This window comes from Flammeovirga sp. EKP202 (assembly GCF_014534745.1).
GTDB lineage: Bacteria > Bacteroidota > Bacteroidia > Cytophagales > Flammeovirgaceae > Flammeovirga.
Map to the genome: position 1 here is coordinate 1 of NZ_JACVVP010000084.1, position 20,001 is coordinate 20,001.

At 35.7% G+C, this 20,001-nt stretch carries 19 protein-coding genes; 4 read left to right on the plus strand and 15 right to left on the minus strand.

Features of this window, described 5'->3' with window-relative positions; translation table 11 throughout:
* Positions 1 to 175: 175 nt before the first annotated feature.
* From IC221_RS27925 to rplC, 14 genes are all read right to left on the minus strand, one after another.
* Positions 176 to 1,135, minus strand: coding sequence for a M28 family peptidase (locus IC221_RS27925; RefSeq protein WP_223241527.1), 960 nt, complete (start codon positions 1,133 to 1,135; stop codon positions 176 to 178).
* A gap of 10 nt (positions 1,136 to 1,145) precedes the next feature.
* On the minus strand, positions 1,146 to 2,273 hold the full coding sequence (locus tag IC221_RS27930; RefSeq protein WP_188172096.1) for a ComEA family DNA-binding protein: 1,128 nt from the start codon (positions 2,271 to 2,273) through the stop codon (positions 1,146 to 1,148).
* A 77-nt stretch (positions 2,274 to 2,350) separates the two neighbouring features.
* Complete coding sequence (locus IC221_RS29690; protein ID WP_052444566.1) at positions 2,351 to 3,019, minus strand: glycoside hydrolase family 73 protein; 669 nt, start codon at positions 3,017 to 3,019, stop codon at positions 2,351 to 2,353.
* A gap of 71 nt (positions 3,020 to 3,090) precedes the next feature.
* The gene (locus tag IC221_RS27940; protein WP_188172097.1) at positions 3,091 to 4,635 is read right to left on the minus strand and encodes a glycine--tRNA ligase; all 1,545 of its coding nucleotides are present in this window, start codon (positions 4,633 to 4,635) and stop codon (positions 3,091 to 3,093) included.
* Positions 4,636 to 4,826: 191 nt separating this feature from the next.
* A complete protein-coding gene (locus IC221_RS27945; protein ID WP_188172098.1) occupies positions 4,827 to 6,278 on the minus strand; it encodes a carbon starvation protein A in 1,452 nt (483 codons plus the stop codon).
* Between the two features lie 243 nt (positions 6,279 to 6,521).
* Positions 6,522 to 7,925 (minus strand): sodium-dependent transporter, encoded by a 1,404-nt coding sequence (locus IC221_RS27950; RefSeq protein ID WP_188172099.1) that lies wholly within the window; start codon positions 7,923 to 7,925, stop codon positions 6,522 to 6,524.
* A 288-nt stretch (positions 7,926 to 8,213) separates the two neighbouring features.
* Complete coding sequence (locus IC221_RS27955) at positions 8,214 to 9,614, minus strand: sodium-dependent transporter (protein ID WP_188172100.1); 1,401 nt, start codon at positions 9,612 to 9,614, stop codon at positions 8,214 to 8,216.
* A 792-nt stretch (positions 9,615 to 10,406) separates the two neighbouring features.
* Complete coding sequence (gene rpsC, locus IC221_RS27960) at positions 10,407 to 11,192, minus strand: 30S ribosomal protein S3 (protein WP_044209114.1); 786 nt, start codon at positions 11,190 to 11,192, stop codon at positions 10,407 to 10,409.
* A gap of 14 nt (positions 11,193 to 11,206) precedes the next feature.
* Positions 11,207 to 11,608, minus strand: a complete 402-nt coding sequence (gene rplV / locus IC221_RS27965; RefSeq protein ID WP_044209116.1) for a 50S ribosomal protein L22 — start codon at positions 11,606 to 11,608, stop codon at positions 11,207 to 11,209.
* The gene (gene rpsS, locus IC221_RS27970; protein ID WP_044209118.1) at positions 11,608 to 11,886 is read right to left on the minus strand and encodes a 30S ribosomal protein S19; all 279 of its coding nucleotides are present in this window, start codon (positions 11,884 to 11,886) and stop codon (positions 11,608 to 11,610) included. The genes rplV and rpsS overlap by 1 nt, the downstream gene beginning before the upstream one ends.
* A gap of 8 nt (positions 11,887 to 11,894) precedes the next feature.
* Positions 11,895 to 12,719, minus strand: coding sequence for a 50S ribosomal protein L2 (rplB, locus tag IC221_RS27975; protein ID WP_062614580.1), 825 nt, complete (start codon positions 12,717 to 12,719; stop codon positions 11,895 to 11,897).
* Positions 12,720 to 12,858: 139 nt separating this feature from the next.
* Positions 12,859 to 13,146, minus strand: coding sequence for a 50S ribosomal protein L23 (rplW, locus tag IC221_RS27980; protein ID WP_044209122.1), 288 nt, complete (start codon positions 13,144 to 13,146; stop codon positions 12,859 to 12,861).
* 12 nt (positions 13,147 to 13,158) lie between these two features.
* Positions 13,159 to 13,776 (minus strand): 50S ribosomal protein L4, encoded by a 618-nt coding sequence (rplD, locus tag IC221_RS27985; protein ID WP_188172101.1) that lies wholly within the window; start codon positions 13,774 to 13,776, stop codon positions 13,159 to 13,161.
* Between the two features lie 7 nt (positions 13,777 to 13,783).
* Positions 13,784 to 14,404 carry a 50S ribosomal protein L3 gene (gene rplC / locus IC221_RS27990; protein WP_169657978.1) on the minus strand — a complete coding sequence of 207 codons (621 nt, stop codon included), beginning with the start codon at positions 14,402 to 14,404 and terminating at the stop codon, positions 13,784 to 13,786.
* A 308-nt stretch (positions 14,405 to 14,712) separates the two neighbouring features.
* On the opposite strand from rplC, the gene IC221_RS27995 reads away from it, so the two are divergent.
* The 4 genes from IC221_RS27995 to IC221_RS28010 all read left to right on the plus strand — a co-directional run bounded on the left by IC221_RS27995 (position 14,713) and on the right by IC221_RS28010 (position 18,958).
* Positions 14,713 to 15,834: a TRAP transporter substrate-binding protein gene (locus IC221_RS27995; protein ID WP_188172102.1), complete on the plus strand. Its 1,122-nt coding sequence runs from the start codon at positions 14,713 to 14,715 to the stop codon at positions 15,832 to 15,834.
* Positions 15,835 to 15,883: 49 nt separating this feature from the next.
* Positions 15,884 to 16,390: a hypothetical protein gene (locus IC221_RS28000; protein WP_188172103.1), complete on the plus strand. Its 507-nt coding sequence runs from the start codon at positions 15,884 to 15,886 to the stop codon at positions 16,388 to 16,390.
* 285 nt (positions 16,391 to 16,675) lie between these two features.
* Positions 16,676 to 17,692 (plus strand): hypothetical protein, encoded by a 1,017-nt coding sequence (locus IC221_RS28005; RefSeq protein WP_188172104.1) that lies wholly within the window; start codon positions 16,676 to 16,678, stop codon positions 17,690 to 17,692.
* Between the two features lie 405 nt (positions 17,693 to 18,097).
* Positions 18,098 to 18,958, plus strand: a complete 861-nt coding sequence (locus IC221_RS28010) for a lysophospholipid acyltransferase family protein (protein ID WP_188172105.1) — start codon at positions 18,098 to 18,100, stop codon at positions 18,956 to 18,958.
* A 150-nt stretch (positions 18,959 to 19,108) separates the two neighbouring features.
* On the opposite strand, the gene IC221_RS28015 is transcribed toward IC221_RS28010, so the two are convergent.
* Positions 19,109 to 19,828, minus strand: coding sequence for a hypothetical protein (locus IC221_RS28015; RefSeq protein WP_188172106.1), 720 nt, complete (start codon positions 19,826 to 19,828; stop codon positions 19,109 to 19,111).
* Between the last annotated feature and the right edge of the window lie 173 nt (positions 19,829 to 20,001).

Here is a 20,001-nt window from a genome sequence, read left to right on the forward strand (position 1 = left end):
ATTAAGAATAACTTTTGAAATACACTGTAAGGTGATGAAACTGGCAGACATGCCCTCCTGTCTCGGGGGTGGAGAGTTTACGATAAACACTTGGTAATGGGTTGACCACTACACGTGCGATGCACACACGATTTGTCAAGAGGCTAAGTGCTCCGTGAAGGTTCGAATCCTTCCCTTACAGCTTTAATTTAAGCTTCCTAGATTCTTTTAGGAGGCTTTTTTTATTTGCAACATTTTGCACGAAAGACAATACGACATTGCTTGCTTCTACAAAAAAGCCAATATTGATATTATCGAAAGTATCAGTAGGTCGGTGATAATGTTCATGCTCTTCAACTCCGAAATAAATAAAAGGTATCCCCTTCTTATGAAACTCCCCATGGTCTGAAAGAAACACCCAATTATTCAATCCATCATCCTTTTTTCGATCATGCCCATATTTGATAGAAAGATCGCAATATTCTAAAGTAGCATTAATGTATTTTTTATATTCTGGGTAAAAGTTAGTTCCTGTAACAAATAGCTTCTCCTCATCGCTTTTAGAAATCATATCCATATTAATAAAAAGATGTATTGATTCTTTAGGAAGCAAATCACTATTGACAAAATAATTGGATCCAGCACATCGCATTTCTTCAGCATCAAATGATATAAATACAATAGGAAGTGAAGCAGGATTAAGTTTTAGTTCTATCGCTATTTCCAATAAAGCTGCTACGCCTGATGCGTTATCATCTGCCCCATTGTAAATATCTCCTGCGTAAACTCCTAAATGATCATAATGTGCACCAACTACAATACACCCCTGATGAGGATCTTTAATTTCTGTACCTTCTAAATAACCTATGATATTGTGCCCTGTAGGTTTGACATTATACAGTCTATAATAAAACTGAAAAGTCTGAACATACGAAGAGTCTAAAGGTTTTAAACCTATTTCTTTAAACTTTTCTACAATAAAATCACGAGCCATTCGTCCTCCTTTAGTATCCGTTTTCCTACCTTCGAAAGCATCAGATGACAAAACTCTGGTAGTTGTTAATAAAGAGACTGGATTAATTCTTGATTCTTGCGCAAAGCAAATCGAAGTGATTGAAAATATGGTTAAAGATAGAAATACTCTAAAAGCGGACATAAAAAATCATTTATCGGAAGGATAAATATGGAAGAATATTTTCTATATCTTTTAATTTAATCATCTTTATTTTCAATAAATCCTCAATATCTTCATATTTTCCATGCTGTTCTCGGTATTTTATAATCCATCTTGCTTGTTTATAACTCAAATAAGGATGTGTAGCGAGTTGCTCATAAGTAGCAGTATTAATAGGAATTTTCTTTACATCTTCTGGAGTAACAAACACCTGAGAGGATACTGAATCAAACAATAAAGAATCAATACCATACACTTCTTTCAACTGTTCTTTTTGATAAAAACTTCCTCCTAACCTTTTCTTATGCTCCAGAATTTTTTGAGCTTTCACATTACCAATCCCCTTTAGTTGTTTCAATTGATCTAGGTTAGCAGTATTCAGGTTTATCCTTAGTAGTTTTTCAACAACAACAGCTTTCTGTTCTATGTTTTCTATAATAGAGATGTAGTCTTTGATGACATAATATAATGACGAATCAACACCGTAAAGTTTTGATACATCCTCTGCTTTATAAAACTTACCACCCTTCGCTCTATAATTAATCAAGCTTTTGATAAAGTAAGGAGAAAGATTCATTGCAATTAAAGAATGCTCTTCAACAGTGTTAGGGTCAAACTTTTGTAATGCTAATGCTTTACTTTTTTTCTTTCTCATTGTTGCGAAAGAAGCTGAGGAAGAGACATTTGAAAATTTCTTCTCATAAACCTTCTTTTTGGGGAAAATTAGATACGGAAGAAGTTCATCCACTTTACTTTTATCAATGTTATAAATCGCATAAAGATCATATTTGGAATAAAAGTGCCCTCCCTTTAATCTATAATTAACAATTCGATTGGCTATTTCTTCTGAGAAATGAAGCTTCATCCAATCTTTTACTTTAAGATGATTGGGGTTCACTTGCCCTAATGATGAAAGCTCATTTTTTTCATGTTCTTTATCTAAGAAATGAACTTCAATTTTATGAGAAGCTAATTCAACGTCACTTGGAAATAAATAAGAATAAATCTGATGAGAATAGAGAACTGTAAAAACAAATGGAATGAGAATAAGAAGACTAGCAATTTCTCTTCTATTTGAAGAAAACTTATGAGAGAGGTCTTTCAACCATTGACTTTTCATGCTGGATAGTTAGTTATTGATGAATCATTAAGCATGGAAGCATGCCTGAACTTAAATATTCAGACATGCCTGTTCTATTACTTGATATCGTACTCGTATAATCGATACTTTTCAATAATATCTATTAATTTAGATGGGTATTTTGGATCTGTTGCATACCCTGCCTTTTTTAATCCTCTAGCCCAACCTTTATAATCTGTTATCTTTAAATTGAATAATGGAGCATACCAAGATCTTGTTCTTAAGAAATCACCATGATCTTCATAAGAATCCAATACAGAATTGTATACTCTGAAACACTCATTAGGTCTGTCATCATCATAGCGGTAAGAATCTCCATTCCAATTACCGCCACACTTAATTCCAAAGTGATTATTCGTAGCTCTTGAGAGTTTACTATTTCCAACTCCGGACTCCAATAACCCTTGAGACAAAGTAATACTCGCTGGTACTTTTTTCTTATGCATAGACTCTATAGCGTAAGGGCTATACATATCAATATATTCCTGTACCGTTAGCTTCTTACCAGGAGGAATTTTGTCCTCTACTCCTTTCTTAGCTTTTGCCGTTTCATTTTTAGTATCAGGAACGTAATTATTATTCGCATTACCTCCGTTCTCTGCTAAAAGCTTTTTATTTCTCTTTTCTACTCTATTGGAGTAGGTGTATTGACTCAAACTTGCACATGACGTAAAAAATAAGAAAACAGCGGCACAAGCTGGGATAAAAAATTTAGATGTTCTCATTCAAAAAATAAAATAAAAAAAAGCTCAAGTCTAAAATTAAACTTGAGCTTCAATGTATTAATATTTATCTATTAAAGCAATTGCTTCAATAAACTAGTTAACGAACACTTACCATCTAAGAATTGCTTTAATTCAGCAATTGGCAAACGGAATTGCTCTGTTGTATCTCTTTCACGAACTGTTACTGTATTGTCCTCCAAAGTTTGGTGATCAACAGTGATACAGTAAGGAGTACCGATCAAATCTTGACGAGTGTAACGCTTACCAATCGCATCTTTCTCTTCGTAAGATACGTTGTGATCAAACTTGATCTCGTTCATTACCTCTCTCGCTTTTTCTGGTAAACCATCTTTCTTCGTCAATGGGAATACTGCAGCTTTGATTGGTGCTAAAGCAGGGTGGAATTTCAAGTAATTTCTTGTCTTACCATCTACTTCTTCTTCCGTATAAGCACCTGTCAAGATAGACAAGAACATACGATCTAAACCAACTGAAGTTTCTAATACGTAAGGAACAACGTTTTTGCCTAATTCATGATCGAAGTACTGTAATTTTTTGCTTGACAACTCTTGGTGAGCACTCAAATCAAAGTCAGTACGTGAGTGAATTCCTTCCAATTCTTTTTGACCGAATGGGAATTTGAATTCAATATCCACTGCTGCGTTTGCGTAGTGAGCAGTTTTTAAGTGATCATGGAATACATAGTCGTCAGCATTACCAACTATAGTATGGAATTTCATACGTTGCTCTTTCCAGTATTCATACCATTTCATTTCTGTACCTGGCTGAATAAAGAATTGCATCTCCATTTGCTCGAATTCACGCATTCTGAAGATAAACTGACGTGCAACGATCTCGTTACGGAATGCTTTACCGATTTGAGCAATACCGAATGGAGGACGTTGTCTTGAAGTGTTCATTACGTTCAAGAAGTTCACAAAAATACCTTGTGCTGTTTCAGGACGAAGGTAGATTTTGTTAGAGTCACCAGCTACCGCACCTAGTTCAGTAGAGAACATAAGGTTAAACTGACGAACATCTGTCCAGTTACAAGTACCAGAAATAGGACAAACGATATTGTTTTCTTCAATAATCGCTTTTAATCCTTCCATATCTTCGTCCTCTAAAGCAGTTTTAAACTTCGCTTCGATTTCGTCGATTTTCTTCTGGTTTCTAAGAACGTTTGGATTTGTTGCCAAGAATTGCTCCTTGTCAAACGCGTCACCAAATTTCTTTTGAGCTTTTGTTACTTCTTTTTCGATTTTAGCACCATACTTGGCCATTAAATCTTCAATAAGAACGTCAGCTCTATATCTCTTTTTAGAGTCTTTGTTATCAACCAATGGATCATTGAACGCATCAACGTGGCCAGAAGCTTTCCAGACTTTAGGGTCCATGAAAATAGAAGCATCAATACCCACGATGTTCTCGTGCATTTGTACCATAGATGCCCACCAATACTTCTTAATGTTGTTTCTTAACTCAACACCATTCGATCCGTAATCATATACTGCTTGAAGTCCACCATAAATTTCCGATGAAGGAAATACAAAGCCGTACTCTTTTGCGTGAGAGACAACTTTTTGGAACATATTTTCTTTGTCTTGCTTTGCCATTTTCAATGATCTGTTCAAAAATTCAGCCCCAAAATTAGCAAATCAGAAGCATTAAACCATTCATTATTCAATATATCCTCCTAATTTTTCTGAAATCCACAAAAAAAGAGTTTGAATCTATTGTTCGTGAACAAATAAAAGATCAAACTCTTTCTCTATATGCTTTCTCAAGCATTAAATGTCATTCACAACTAGGCCATTATACTGACTTTTTGCTCTTTATTTTTCTTCTTATTCTGATAATCGAAATAAACGAAACCAGCTGTTACCAGCAACCCTGTAATTACTCCAATCGTCACAGAAAAAGTATAATCCAAACTAAAACCTTCAGGGGCTACCAATATATAAGTGACTACCACTGATGTCATAAAGAATGCAGGTGCGATTACGTACCAATAGATCTTCTTTTGATCCATCAAATACTTTACAATTGTCCATAAAACAATCGTAGCCAACACTTGATTAGACCATCCGAAATATCTCCAAATCACACCAAAATTGACCTGTGTCAATGCTACCCCAGCAATAAAAATTGGGATAGTGACCATCAATCGTTTTACTAATTTATCTTGATTGAATTTAAATGAATCTGCAATCGTTAAACGAACGCTTCGGAAAGCCGTATCACCAGAAGTAATCGGTGCAGCTACTACACCCAACACCGCCATAAAACCTCCAATCTTTCCTAACATTGTAGAGGAAATTGTATTCACCACCCAAGCCGCATTATGTCCTTCTATTGCCATTGTATCACCCAATTCTCTTACTCCTCCAAAAAATGCCATGGCTACAGCTGCCCAAATCAATGCCACAATTCCTTCTGTTATCATTGTCCCGAAAAAGATTACTTTACCATCCTTTTCATTAGAAATACAACGGGCCATCAATGGTGACTGAGTGGAATGAAAGCCTGAAATTGCTCCGCAGGCAATTGTGATAAATAATAATGGAAAGATGGGGTACTTATCAGGATCAGCCTGCATATTTTGTAAGTTGGCCACTGACAATTCTGGAATTGTATAATCTTCAATCATTAATGCTCCAAACAATCCTACTGCCATCACTAAAAGTGACAGTCCAAATAATGGATAGATCTTACCAATCAATTTATCAATAGGAATCATCGTTGCCAACAAATAGTATAAGAAGATTACTGTAATCAAAATAGTCACATCAACTCCCGTCAGCCCATTTAAAATAGTAGCTGGTCCTTTCACAAAAACGACTCCTACTAAAAGTAATAAAATCACGGAGAAAACTCTCATAAACTGCTTCACTCCATTGCCTAAGTATTTTCCCACAATTTCCGGAATACTCGCTCCACCATGACGGATTGCCAACATTCCTGAAAAATAATCGTGCACCGCTCCGGCAAAAATACACCCGAAGACAATCCACAAAAAGACTACGGGCCCCCAAAGTGCTCCTGCGATTGCTCCAAAAATTGGCCCCAAACCCGCAATATTCAAGAACTGAATCAAGAAGATCTTACCCAACTTCATGGGCACATAGTCCACTCCGTCTTGTTTTGTAATAGCGGGTGTTTCTAATGAAGGGTCAGCTCCAAATTGTTTTTCGACATATTTTCCGTAAACAAAATAAGCTACGATTAAGGTAATAATACTTAGTAGGAAGGATATCATTTCATTTGCTGTTTAGAGAACTATAGATCAACTTAGTATAGTTCGTATTCACACTGTATAAAGTAGAACTGCAATTTATTCTTTAAAGAGTAAAATTGCACTTTTTATTAAGATTAATTGAAGTGAAAACTGTACTCAAATAGAAGAAGGAGATTTTATAATATCCCTAAAAAAGAAAAACTTTGAAATGACCATGATAAGATCACTTCAAAGTTTTTAAATCAATTATTTTGACTTAAGTACTTACGCACCCAAAATATGGATTCCAAAGAATTTAGATAAAATCGTAATTACTGTAATAGAACCTAAAATAAATGGTGCTAAATATTTTAATGCGAAAATGGTATACTTTCCAATTAATGAATCACCAAATCCTGGGTTACCAATCTCTACCTCTTTCTTGAAGTTATCTCCTCTCCATACCCAAGCAGTATAAACAGAAATCAAAAATCCACCTAAAGGAAGGAATGTATCTGATGCCATATCTTCAATAAAGTCCATAAAAGACACTGGGTTTTCAGAACTTGAATACTGCACAAACTCTGTAAAGAAAGGTACCGTACCGTTTCCTAACATCGATGGAATGCCTAGAAGGAAAATACCTGCACCCACAATCCAAACTGTTCTTTCTCTTCTTACTTCATATTCATCCACTACATAAGCAACTGGCACCTCTAATAAAGAAACTGTTGAAGTTAATGCCGCAAATGATAATAATACAAAGAAGAAACCTCCAATCACTCTACCCAATACTGGACCAATAGATTCAAACGCACCTGGCAATACCGTAAAGATTAGACCGGCTCCTCCACCTTGTCCTTGCAACCCTTGAGAGAATACAAAAGCAAACATCATCAAACCAGCAATAAAAGCTATACCTACGTCTGTCAATAAGATCATAGTAGTAGAAGTTACAATATTGTCCTTCTTACCAACATAACTACCGTAAGTAATCAAGGCGCCCATACCCAATGATAATGAGAAAAAGGCTTGCCCCATTGCACCATAAGCTGTTTCGAAAGTAATGGCACTAAAATCAGGTACTAGATAATACACCACACCATCAATTGCTCCATCTTGTGTCAATGAATACGCCATCAATGATAATATTAGAATCAAAAGTGAAGGCATTAATATCTTTGATGCTTTTTCAATACCACCTGATACTCCTTTGGCTACGATATAAATTGTTACCACCATGAAAATAGAAGAGAACACTAAGTTCAATTGCCAGTTTCCGATAAAGGCTCCAAAGTTCTGTCCTAACTCAAAGTTTCCTGCAAACATCTCGATCGCAAAACCTAATGCCCAACCGGCTACTACGTTATAAAAAGAAAGGATTAAGATCCCTGTAAGTACACCTAATTTTCCCAATGCTGACCATGCTCTATGACCATTCTCAGTAAAGGCACCTACTGCATTTTTATTGGTTTTTCGTCCGATTGCCACCTCTGCCATCATTACTGGAAAGCAAAGCATAAAACAAAACGCTAAATACATCACAACGAAAGCTCCTCCGCCTCCATCGCTTACTTCAAATGGAAATTTCCATATATTACCTAGTCCTACAGCTGAGCCTGCTGCGGCTAGTACAAATCCAATCTTATTAGAAAATCCTCCTCGGCTGCTATCTTGTATCCCCGCCATATAATTTTAAAAGTTGAGTCTGATAATTTTAGTTTACAATGAGTTCATTGTAGTATCCTCGTACAATAGTGTTGAAGATGTAGTAAATCAAGTTGCAATATATGCACTTATAGGCTTATGGCACAATAATTTAGTGTATCACAATTAAAATATTATCATCTGTTATGTTGAATATCCTTAAAAGTTTGTAACACCGTATTTTCACGAAATAATCTTCTTAACTGAATAAAAAAAGAGGAATACATCGCTCTGACCTATTCCTCCTTTCTAAACTATATATGAATAGAATTACCCAATAAGGTGTATTCCAAAAAACTTCGATAAAATGGTTACAATCGTAATTGAACCTAAAATTAATGGTGCTAAAAACTTCAATGCGAAAATGGTATATTTCCCCATTAGAGAGTTTCCAAACTCTGGATTTCCTTTCTCCACTTCTTCTTTGAATTTATCTCCTCTCCAAACATAAGCCGTATACACTGCCACTAAGAAACCTCCTAAAGGCAAGAACGTGTCTGAAGCTAAATCTTCAATAAAGTCCATAAAGTTTACTGCTTTCTCTGCACCATGATAGTGTACAAAGTTCGTAAAGAAATCAACCGTTCCATTACCTAGCATGGATGGAACACCAAATAAGAAAATCACAAATCCTACAATCCATACCGCTCTATTTCTTCTTACTTCAAACTCATCCACCACATAAGATACTGGAACTTCTAAAAGTGATACCGTAGAAGTTAAAGCAGCAAATGATAATAATACGAAGAAGAAACCTCCAATAATTCTACCCAATACTGGCCCGATCGACTCAAATGCACCTGGCAATACTGTAAAGATCAAGCCGGCTCCTCCACCTTGTCCTTGAAGACCTTGAGAGAAAATAAATGAGAACATCATCAAACCTGCAATAAATGCTATACCTACATCCGCTAATAAAATCATAGATGTGGCCGATACCATGTTATCCTTTTTTCCAACGTAACTACCATAAGTGATCAAGGCACCCATACCTAATGACAATGAGAAAAAGGCTTGTCCCATTGCTCCGTAAGCTGTTTCAAAAGTGATTTCACTAAAATCTGGAATCAGATAAAACTTCACTCCTTCCATCGCTCCTTCTTGCGTCAATGAATACGTCATTAAAGCTAAGATTAAGAACAATAACGAAGGCATTAATATTTTTGATGCTTTTTCAATACCACCTGATACACCTTTAGCAACAATAAAAATCGTTACAAACATAAAGGCTGTAGAGGTAGCCATATTGATATGCCAATTTCCAACAAATTCACCAAAATGTTGCCCTACAGAAAAGTTTCCTGAAAACATTTCCCAAGCATAACCCAATGCCCATCCAGCAACAACATTATAAAAAGACAAAATCAAAGATCCACTTAATACGGCTAAGATTCCTATTGGAGCCCATTTCTTATGCCCGTTTTCAGCAAATGCACCTACTGCGTTTTTATTCGTCTTACGACCCAATGCAATCTCTGCCATCATTACTGGAAAGCAAAGCATAAAACAAAATGCAAGGTACATCACCACAAAGGCACCTCCACCTCCATCACTTACTTCAAAAGGGAATTTCCATATATTTCCAAGCCCAACTGCTGAACCTGCTGCCGCTAAAACGAAACCTAGTTTGTTTGAAAAGCCTCCTCGACTGCTTTCTTGGATATTAGCCATAATCGTTTAAATAATAGAATACGAATAGTGTAAATCAATCAATGAAATTGTTTAGTCTATAACTTTCCTGCAAGGATACATTGTTATGTCCTAATTATTCATTTTTATATGGATTTATTTAATACTTATCTGATGATGAATAATTAATTTAAAAAAAGTCGAAATAATATTTTTTAAAAAAGCTATTATTTAAAATTAAATTTCAGATAGTAGTATACTATTCTTTAAGATGTAATAATTGTTTGAGAGTGTATTAATTGAAGTCGGAAAGATATGATTTTCAGATTGAATTACCTTAATACAGTACGAAAAAATCAATATTATGTCTGAATTAAGAGGTAAAGCAATTGCTCTATTGTAGCCATGTAGCCCTGCTACGTAAAGGCCTGAAAGTAGACTGCCTACTCAATGAGTTGGGTAGTGCTCTCCCGGCCTTGAAGGGAAAAGCGTTAAAAATTTCATGGATTGAGCCGTTAAAATGATTTTCTTGTTTGAGCTTTAGCGAGTTTAAAATCATTTAGGCGAGAGGAATGGAATTTAGCTTTTGACTTCGAAGCCTAGATTTTTTGCTTCGTTTTTCATCAATGGAAAAATGAAGAAGAAGGAAGTTTGAAAGTAGAACATAAAAGCTTGTAGAAATGTCGGTTGAAAGGTGACGACAACTTACAGTACTTTTAGCGTAGTAGGCTACGCTTCTACAGAATAGCAAAATCCGTATAAAAATAAAGACCCAAGCAATCCTAAGAAGATTACTTGGGTCCACCTGTCGGCTTAGATAAGGTTATCTAGGTGTTATGCTTTTGGAGCGTTTCCGCCACCTTTGTTTCCACCACCTTTTCTACCACCACGTCCGCCTCTACGACGATCGTTTCCGCCACGCTTTCTATCGTTACCACCTCTACGGTTGTCACGACGTCCAGTTTCAGCTTGAGGAGAAAGGTCTCTCTTACCTAAAACTTCACCTTTGAATACCCAAACTTTGATACCAATGATACCATATACAGTAAGAGCTTCAGATAAAGCATAGTCGATGTCCGCACGCAATGTATGCAATGGAATACGACCTTCTTTGTAAAGTTCAGTACGAGCCATTTCAGCACCACCCAAACGACCAGAAAGCTTTACTTTGATACCTTGCGCACCGTGACGAACAGCGTTAGCAATTGCTTGCTTCATCGCACGACGGTAAGATACACGGCTTTTCAATTGTTGAGCGATTGACTCACCGATTAATTTTGCATCAGTCTCAGGACGCTTAACTTCAGAGATGTTGATTTGAACATCTTTACCAGTTAAACGCTTCAACTCTTCTTTGATTTTGTCTACCTCAGCACCTGCTTTACCGATTACTACACCTGGACGAGCTGTGTGAATAGTTAACGTAACGCGCTTGATAGTACGCTCGATAACTACACGTGAGATACCCGCACGAGGGTTCGGTAAACGAACTGCGATATATTTTCTGATCTTGTTATCCTCTACTAATTTGTCAGAGAAATCTTTTCCACCATACCAGCTAGATTCCCATCCTCTGATATAGCCTAAACGAAGACCAATTGGATTTATCTTTTGTCCCATGGGAAAAACTTATTTTAGTTATCTGACTCGTTTGATTCTGTTGTATCCTCAGCGACTACGTCGATAAGGCTTGTGCTACGAGCGTCTACTACCACTGTTACGTGGTTTGAACGCTTGCGGATTCTGTGAGCACGTCCTTGTGGAGCTGGACGGAAACGCTTTAATTGGCGTCCACCAGTTACAAAGATTGATTTCACATATAAATCTGCATCTTCAACAGACTCGTCAGGGTTTTTGTTTTCCCAGTTTGCCACTGCAGAAAGAATTAACTTTTCTACTAGAGGAGCACCAGCTTTTTGCGCATAACGGAGTGTATTCAGTGCATCAATAACTTGCACACCTCTTACTGCGTCCGCTACAAGCATCATCTTGCGTGGAGCGATAGGGCAATTATTAAGTTTTGCTACTGCTTCCATTATTTTCTGCCTTTATCTTTTTTATTGATATGACCCTTGTAAGTACGTGTTGGAGCGAATTCACCTAATTTATGACCTACCATGTTTTCAGTTACATAAACAGGGATGAATTTGTTACCATTGTGTACAGCAAATGTATGACCGATGAAATCTGGAGAAATCATTGATCTACGCGACCAAGTTTTGATTACTGCTTTTTTACCAGACTCATTAGTCGCCTCGATTTTCTTTACTAAACGAAAATCAATATAAGGTCCTTTCTTTAGCGATCTTGCCATGACTTAAATTACTTTTTCCTTCTTGAAACGATCAGCTTACTAGAATACTTCTTAGCGTTACGTGTCTTTTGACCTTTAGCGTAAACACCAGTACGTGAGCGAGGGTGTCCTCCTGAAGATTTACCTTCACCACCACCCATAGGGTGATCAACTGGGTTCATTGCAACACCTCTAACACGTGGTCTACGACCTAACCAACGCTTTCTACCTGCTTTACCTAAACGAACGTTCATGTGATCGCCGTTAGAAACAGTTCCGATTGTAGCATAGCACTCAATAAGTACTAATCTAGTCTCGCCTGAAGGTAATTTAAGTGTAGCATATCTACCAGTACGTCCTAATAATTGTGCGTAAGCACCAGCAGAACGTACCATTGCAGCACCTTTACCTGGCTTCAACTCCACGTTGTGGATGATTGAACCTACAGGAATCTCAGACAATGGAAGTGCATTACCTAAATCAGGAGCTACACCTGAACCAGACAAGATAGTCTGTCCAACTTGTAATCCTTCTGGAGCTACGATATACGTTTTAGCACCATCTACATAGTAGATTAAGGCAATACGAGCAGTACGGTTTGGATCGTACTCGATAGATTTCACGATACCTGGAACACCGTGCTTGTTACGTTTGAAGTCGATCGAACGTAATCTACGCTTGTGACCACCACCAACGTTACGAACAGTCATTTTACCTGAGTTGTTACGACCACCTGTACGGTGCTTACCAACTGTCAGTGACTTTTCTGGTGTACTTTTCGTGATTTCCTCGAAAGTAGGAGCGACTCTGAATCGCTGTCCCGGAGTGATGGGCTTTAACTTTTTAACAGCCATTTTACAAACTTTCGTAATTTGCTTTTACAGTCTCTAGATAGGTTTTCCTAGATACTATAGACAACAAATTTGGTTAAACTTAATAAAAATCCGGAGTCAAACGACTCCGAACAATATTTTTAATTTTTTTATTCAGATCTTAAAGACCTTCGTAGATGTCGATAATCTCACCCTCAGCTACTTGTACCATCGCTTTTTTGTACGATGAAGTATGACCGCTAATTACAGCTGCTTTTGTGTAACGAGTTTTAGATTTACCTGGTAGAATTGCAGTACGAACTGCTTCTACGTTAACACCATACTTCGCCTCAACAGCTTGTTTGATCTGAACCTTATTAGCACCTTTTGCTACTTTGAAAGTGTAAACACCGTTCTCATGAGCTAAAGCTGCCTTTTCTGTCAAGATAGGTTTTACCAATACTTGCATCTTAATAGGGGCTTAGAGGTTTGATAATTTTTCAACTGCGTCGTCAGCAAGAATTAACTGGTCTGCGTGCAAGATATCGTAAGTGTTTAATGAATCAACAACTACAACATTTGCTTTAGGCAAGTTTCTTGAAGACTTGTAAACGTTATCGTTTTGAGATGCTACAACGTAAAGAGTTTTTACGTCAGAGAATTTCAAGTTAGCTAAAACTTCTTTGTAAGCTTTAGTTTGAGGAGCATCAAATGATAATGCTTCTAAAACAGTTACATTAGCTTCTTTAGCTTTGTAAGATAACGCTGAACGACGTGCCAATTGCTTAACTTTCTTGTTAAGTGATTGACGGTAGTCTCTTGGGCGTGGTCCGAAGATACGTCCACCACCTCTGAAAACAGGTGACTTGATAGAACCCGAACGAGCTGTACCAGTACCTTTTTGTTTTTTAAGCTTACGAGTAGATCCTACGATCTCCGCACGCTCTTTTGCTTTATGCGTACCTTGACGTTGTGCCGCCAAATACGCTTTTACGTCAAGATAGATAGCATGATCATTTGGCTCGATACCAAATACTGCCTCTGGTAAAGCTACTTTACCAGTCTCAACGCCTTTTGAGTTCAATACTGCGATTTCCATCTACTGATTACTTTTCAAGGATTACGTAAGAATTTTTAGCACCTGGAATTGCACCTGAAAGAAGGATTAAACCATCTTCTGGGTACATTTTCATAACACGTAAGTTCATCACTTTAACGCGCTTACCACCAGTACGTCCAGCCATACGAAGACCTTTGAATACACGTGATGGAGTGGCACAAGCACCAATAGCACCTGGAGCTCTCAAACGGTTATGCTGACCGTGAGTAGCTTGTCCAACACCACCGAAGTTGTGTCTTTTAACTACACCTTGGAAACCTTTACCTTTTGAAGTTCCTACTACGTCTACGAATTCACCTTCTGAGAAGATTTCATCCATTTTTAGCTCGTCTCCTAATTGACGTTCCATAACTGGGTTACGGAATTCAATCACTTTACGTTTTGGCGATGTACTCGCTTTTGAGAAGTGACCTTTCATAGCAGCGGACGTGCGCTTCTCCTTTTTCTCGTCGAAGCCTACTTGAATAGCTGTATAGCCATCAGTTTCTACCGTCTTAACCTGAGTCACAACGTTAGGACCAGTTTGAATCAACGTACAAGCGATGTTCTTGCCGTTTTCATCAAAAATACTAGTCATACCGACTTTTTTTGCAATAAGTCCTGGCATTGTATTTTACTTAATTAAATTAATAAATAACCTGATTGTCAGCTCGTAAACATCCAACTCATTTAACCTGAAACACTGCTTGAACTCCCCGTCTGGTCCTTCTTTTAGTGCCTCAAATTAGAGCTGTTACGATATAGTACAGCTTCCAAACGGCTTGCAAAGGTAAGAAGAAATTATAACAACACAAATTTTTATTCATATATCGCTAAAAAACAGAGAGATAGGAAGCTTTTATTAACAGATGCATTAACTTACCGTATATTTTTGCCTTTTTAAGGCTTAATTGATACTTTTTTGGACGATTTACTATGGCAAAAAACAACAACAGACGAAACTTCATTAAAAATATGACCGCACTTGGAGGAGCGGCACTTTCTACTTCTCTCGTTTCCTCTTGTGCGACTTCTTCTAAAGAAAAAAAAATAAAGGAGAAAAAGTCTGATAAGGTCTATAATTGGAGATGTGTAACCGTATGGCCTCCCAACTTCCCTATTCTTGGTGAGGGAGTAGTAAATCTTGCCAATGAGCTAAGAGACCTTTCCAATGGTAGACTTAATATAAAGGTATATGGAGGTGGTGAGTTAGTTCCAGCCCTCGAATCGTTTGATGCCGTTCAACTTGGTGGTGCTCAAATGATGCACGGTGCTGCCTATTATTGGGCTGGTAAAATTCCTGCATCTGTTTTCTTTACTGCTATTCCTTTTGGGATGAGTACTCGTGAACATAATGCTTGGCTATTATATGGTGGAGGTAATGAACTTTGGAAAGAACTTTATAATAGTATTGGCCTGGAACCTTTTCCTTGTGGCAACACAGGAACACAAATGGGTGGTTGGTTTAATAAGAAATTAGAAACCGCTGAAGATTTGGAAGGAATCAAAATGAGAATTCCAGGACTGGGAGGAAAAGTATTCACTAAAGCGGGCGGTACTTCGGTTACTGTTCCCGGAGGAGAAATTTACACCAACCTAGAAAGAGGAGTAATTGACGCTACTGAATGGATCGGCCCTTATCATGATTATTTGATGGGATTCCATAAAATCGCAAAGTATTACTATTACCCAGGTTGGCACGAACCTTCAGCTACTTTAGAATTGGTTTGTAATAAGAAAGCTTATGATGAGTTGCCGGAAGATTTACAGGATTTAATTCGATCTGTTTCTTTAAAACACAATGGTATAATGATGTCAGAGTTTGAGAAATACAATGCTGAATATTTAGAGAAGATTAAAGCAGAAAATAAAAATGAAATCCTCCCCTTCCCAGATGATGTCATGAAGTCACTGAAAAAATATGCTGACGAATCGATGGAAGAATTAATCCAAAATGATGAATTTGCTCAAAAAGTGGCACAAAGCTTCTTTGACTTCAAGAAAAAAATTAAACAATGGTCAATAATTTCAACAGATGCGATGCAACCTTACCTTTAGTTGAGATTTTCTTTTACCTTTGCAGCATATAAAACATTGATTCTCATAGATGAACACAAAGTTAATTTCAAAAGTTAAAGGTCAGATCCAGAAAACGGGTAAACCTTTTGTTTTTACTGCTCCAGAAGACAACGACGAAAGTCAAGTGCAGTTCCAGTTTTTAGGTTCTAAAGACGGAAAAGAAGTAGTGTATGACGCATTCTTATACACGCTTGAGATGGAGTATTTTGCAAAAATACATGAAGAGGCTACTCAATTAGTGATTGACGAAAATCCTAAGTTCAAAGGTGCTGATTTTGATGTTATGGATGGACCACACATCGATGCATTAGAAGAGATTTCTGCTGAATTAGCAAAATCAGATGAGTATGATGTAGCTGAGTTTATTGAAGAAAGACCTGAAGATGCAGACGAGGACGGTATTCCTTTAGATGTATGTTTAAATGTGACTTCAATAACAGAGGAAGCAATCGTAAAATTCGTTACTGAATTTAACGAAGGAACATTGAAATTAGACGATACAGTCTATTCATTTGACATGTGGAATGAGAATTAATCCTCATTCTGAAATAAGATATAGAAAAAGGGAATGTAGTACTTTAACTGCATTCTCTTTTTTATTTACATAAATTCATGTTTTTAGTAAACTATTTGTAAAATTTCGATCCTATAAATATTTAAAAGCAACTAAAGCTATATTCCATATCATCAAAGATCTTGCTTATGCTATGGTTATTACTACTGTAAAAACTCCAAATATTTTAAGTATTACATAATAATATCACAACAAGATAGAAAATAGTACCTATACGAAGAGTATACCTAAGAGGAACATCAAAAAATGAGAATAATCAAATTTATATTATACTTTATATTGATAATCTTTATCTCTCACCTTTGGAAATCACGTTTTTACTACGATAAAGATGATGTAATAGAAAATTATAAAGAATCATTACATGAGAATATTTCTAGCTACAACCATATTATAGATATTTTATCTAAAATTGATTCAAAAAATGGCAGTTCATGTATTAGTCTACACCCCTCTAGTAGACAAGGCATCTCTATCAAAACATGTGCTGGTTTTCAAGATATCAACATAAATAAAATCATATCTAGAGATGAAAAAGAATTTCTAGAAAAGTTTATGCGAACTACTGATCGTAGATATTTACATATCAAGCTTGAAAAAGGAGTGAAGAAATTCTATGTAAGAATGTTATTTGATTTCGAAAACGGAGAAGGGCATATCGTCTATATTCATGAAGAAGAAGAGATAATTACAAAGGAAAATCATATACTTATTGGTAATAGATATAAGGTGAAAGAATTACAGCATTTAATGGGTAACTGGTATTATTATGTACCTATACCCCAAAATTATGATACAGATGATGTGATAAACAGATATAAAGAATCATTATATGATAATATTTCTCTCTTCAATCATTTGGGAAACATCTTATCTAAAATTGATGCTAATAATGATACCCCTTGTATTAAGATATTACCTACTACAGGGCAAGGAATATTTGCCACAACATGTTCAGAGTTTCAAGAAATAAACTTAAACGGGATCCTATCTAGAGAAGAAGAAAAAATTCTAGAAAAGTTTATGAGAACTTTAGAGCAAAAGACTGTACAAATCAAGCTTGAAAAAGGAAAAGAAAGATTCTATGCTAAAATGATATTTAATATCGAAAATGGAAAAGGTGATATTATTTACATCCCTGAAAAAGAAGTAATTACTAATAAAGATACCTTTATACTTATTGGAAACAAGTACAAAGTTAAAACATTAGAGCATTTTACTGATAACTGGTATTTTTATGAACCTATTTCAAGAAATAACTAACTAAAGATCCACTCAATTCTAAAAAGATTAATAAAAATTGACAAGGGTATTTTATTATTTGAGCTGTATTACCTAGTCTATTAACAATATAATTCCAATTAATTTCAAAGTATTCATCATATCTTAATAATTTATTATAGATCATTGAGTAAATTTGCCATCAGTATCATAGATCTATTTTTTTGATCATAGCAGTTACATTTCGTAAATAAACTAATCATCAATCCTCATGTAACTGATTTATTATCGCTATTTTAATTCAACCTAAATCAAATACTCTAAATTTTTTAAAGGACAATGATAGGGAAAAATAGCGTTTTAAGTGTCTCACTTCTAGAGACAGTCATTAAACGTCTCTTAGTTTAATAAATGTGTACAAACTTTTTTACGATCTAACATCTAGTCATGAAGAAAATCAAATTTTTTCCATTTTATCTACTGTCCATCGTACCAATACAAATATTGTATATTCTATCCGACATTACTTATGTAATTATATATAAGTTCATAAAATATAGAAGAGATGTAGTATCGGAAAACCTCCAAAAGGCATTTCCAGAGAAATCGAAAACAGAACTACTGAAAATTGAGAAGAAATTCTATCATCACTTCTGTGATCTCGCTTTTGAAAGTGTAAAAACACTAACCATGAATAAGAAAGGTATTCAAAAGAGATTTCAATTACAGAATCCTGAATTGATAAAAGAATTATTTCAGCAAGATAAAAGTATCTTACTTTATTCTGCTCATCTCGGTAATTGGGAATGGCAAGCATTTTTTCCTCAATACCTATCAGATCACAAGGTAACAGCATTTTATCAGCCTTTATCGAATAAATATTTCGATGAACTAATGCAAATTATCAGAGGAAGATTAGGTGTCCTTTGTATTCCTTCTCAACAAGGATACAAAACCCTTATGAAACTAAAAGCAGAAAAGAAATTAACCTTTAACCTTTTGATTGGAGATCAATGTCCTGCTTGGAACTCTACGAAGTATTGGACTGACTTCTTACATCAAAAAACAGCTTTTCTTGTTGGTGCTGATGCCATTTCAAAGAAAAGTGATTGTGCAGTGGTTTACCCAAAATGTACTAAAATTAAAAGGGGTGTTTATAAAACAGAATTTGTGTTATTAGATTCTTCTCCTAAGAATTCTGAGAAGTTTTCTGTTGTTGAAAAGTATTCAAAAATATTGGAGCAGAATATCAAGCTACAGCCGGACTTATGGCTATGGAGTCACAAACGTTGGAAACTATCTGCTTAATGTATTATAGCTTCGTAGGCTTGTAAACATTTAAAAACAATCCGTGTGTGTAAACACATAAAATGTGAATAACTTTTTGAATCTATAGAGTGGAATTCAAAAAGTTATTCACATTTTGCTTTTTAAAGGATGATAAAGGACATAACTTATTTAAAGTACATCATAAACCAACCAATTTTGCTGTACTAGTAATGTATCTTTAGCTCCTAAGTGTTCATAAATACCCTCGTTCAATTTATTATTCAGATTAGTGACTCTATATATACTGCGACTAAAAGACCCTTCATACTGCTGTACTAGTAAATAAGTCAATAAAGGAGCTTTTAAAACTCCACCATAAATATTGATGTACCTTTCTTCAGAAAACCGTACCATAGTATTGAAGCCCATACTACCTGGTACTCTGATCATCTCTTCATAAAATGGTTTATAGTATTCAATATTCGTCTGAACTTCATTATTTCTCTCTTTGATGTAAGACAGTGTATCGCCAGTAGAAACCCTTATGAGATCATCTTCCATTGTATATGTATAGTTTGAAGAAGTTAACACTGTTTCCATTTTGATTTTATCATCTTGAAATGAAATTTTCGAAGATTGGGTATCCTCTACATCCAATACATCTTCTTCTAAGAAAGCTGTTCCACCAACATACTCTTTATACCTTTCAATGAAGCTCAATTTCACTGAATTTTCAATAACTTCTCCACTAGTTGTGAATAATCTAATATCAGAGTGTTCGATTTTTGATGATTCATAAGTATCATCGAGATTAAAAATAGTCTCATCTTCTGAACAAGAAATAATACCTAAAAGTAGAGTCGTTGCCCAAAAGAGTTTAGTAGTATAATATAATAGTTTACTAAGCATGATTTTAATTTAGTCTTTATGAATAGCTCAACTCCAGAGATTCAAGTTAGAGCTTAAAATAGTTTGTTGGTTCTAATTTAAAAAATTATTAAACACAAAAAAGGTTAGTCAACATCTTGTGTTAACTAACCTTCTGTATTTAATGAATGTGGCGCCGACTTACTCTCCCGGGG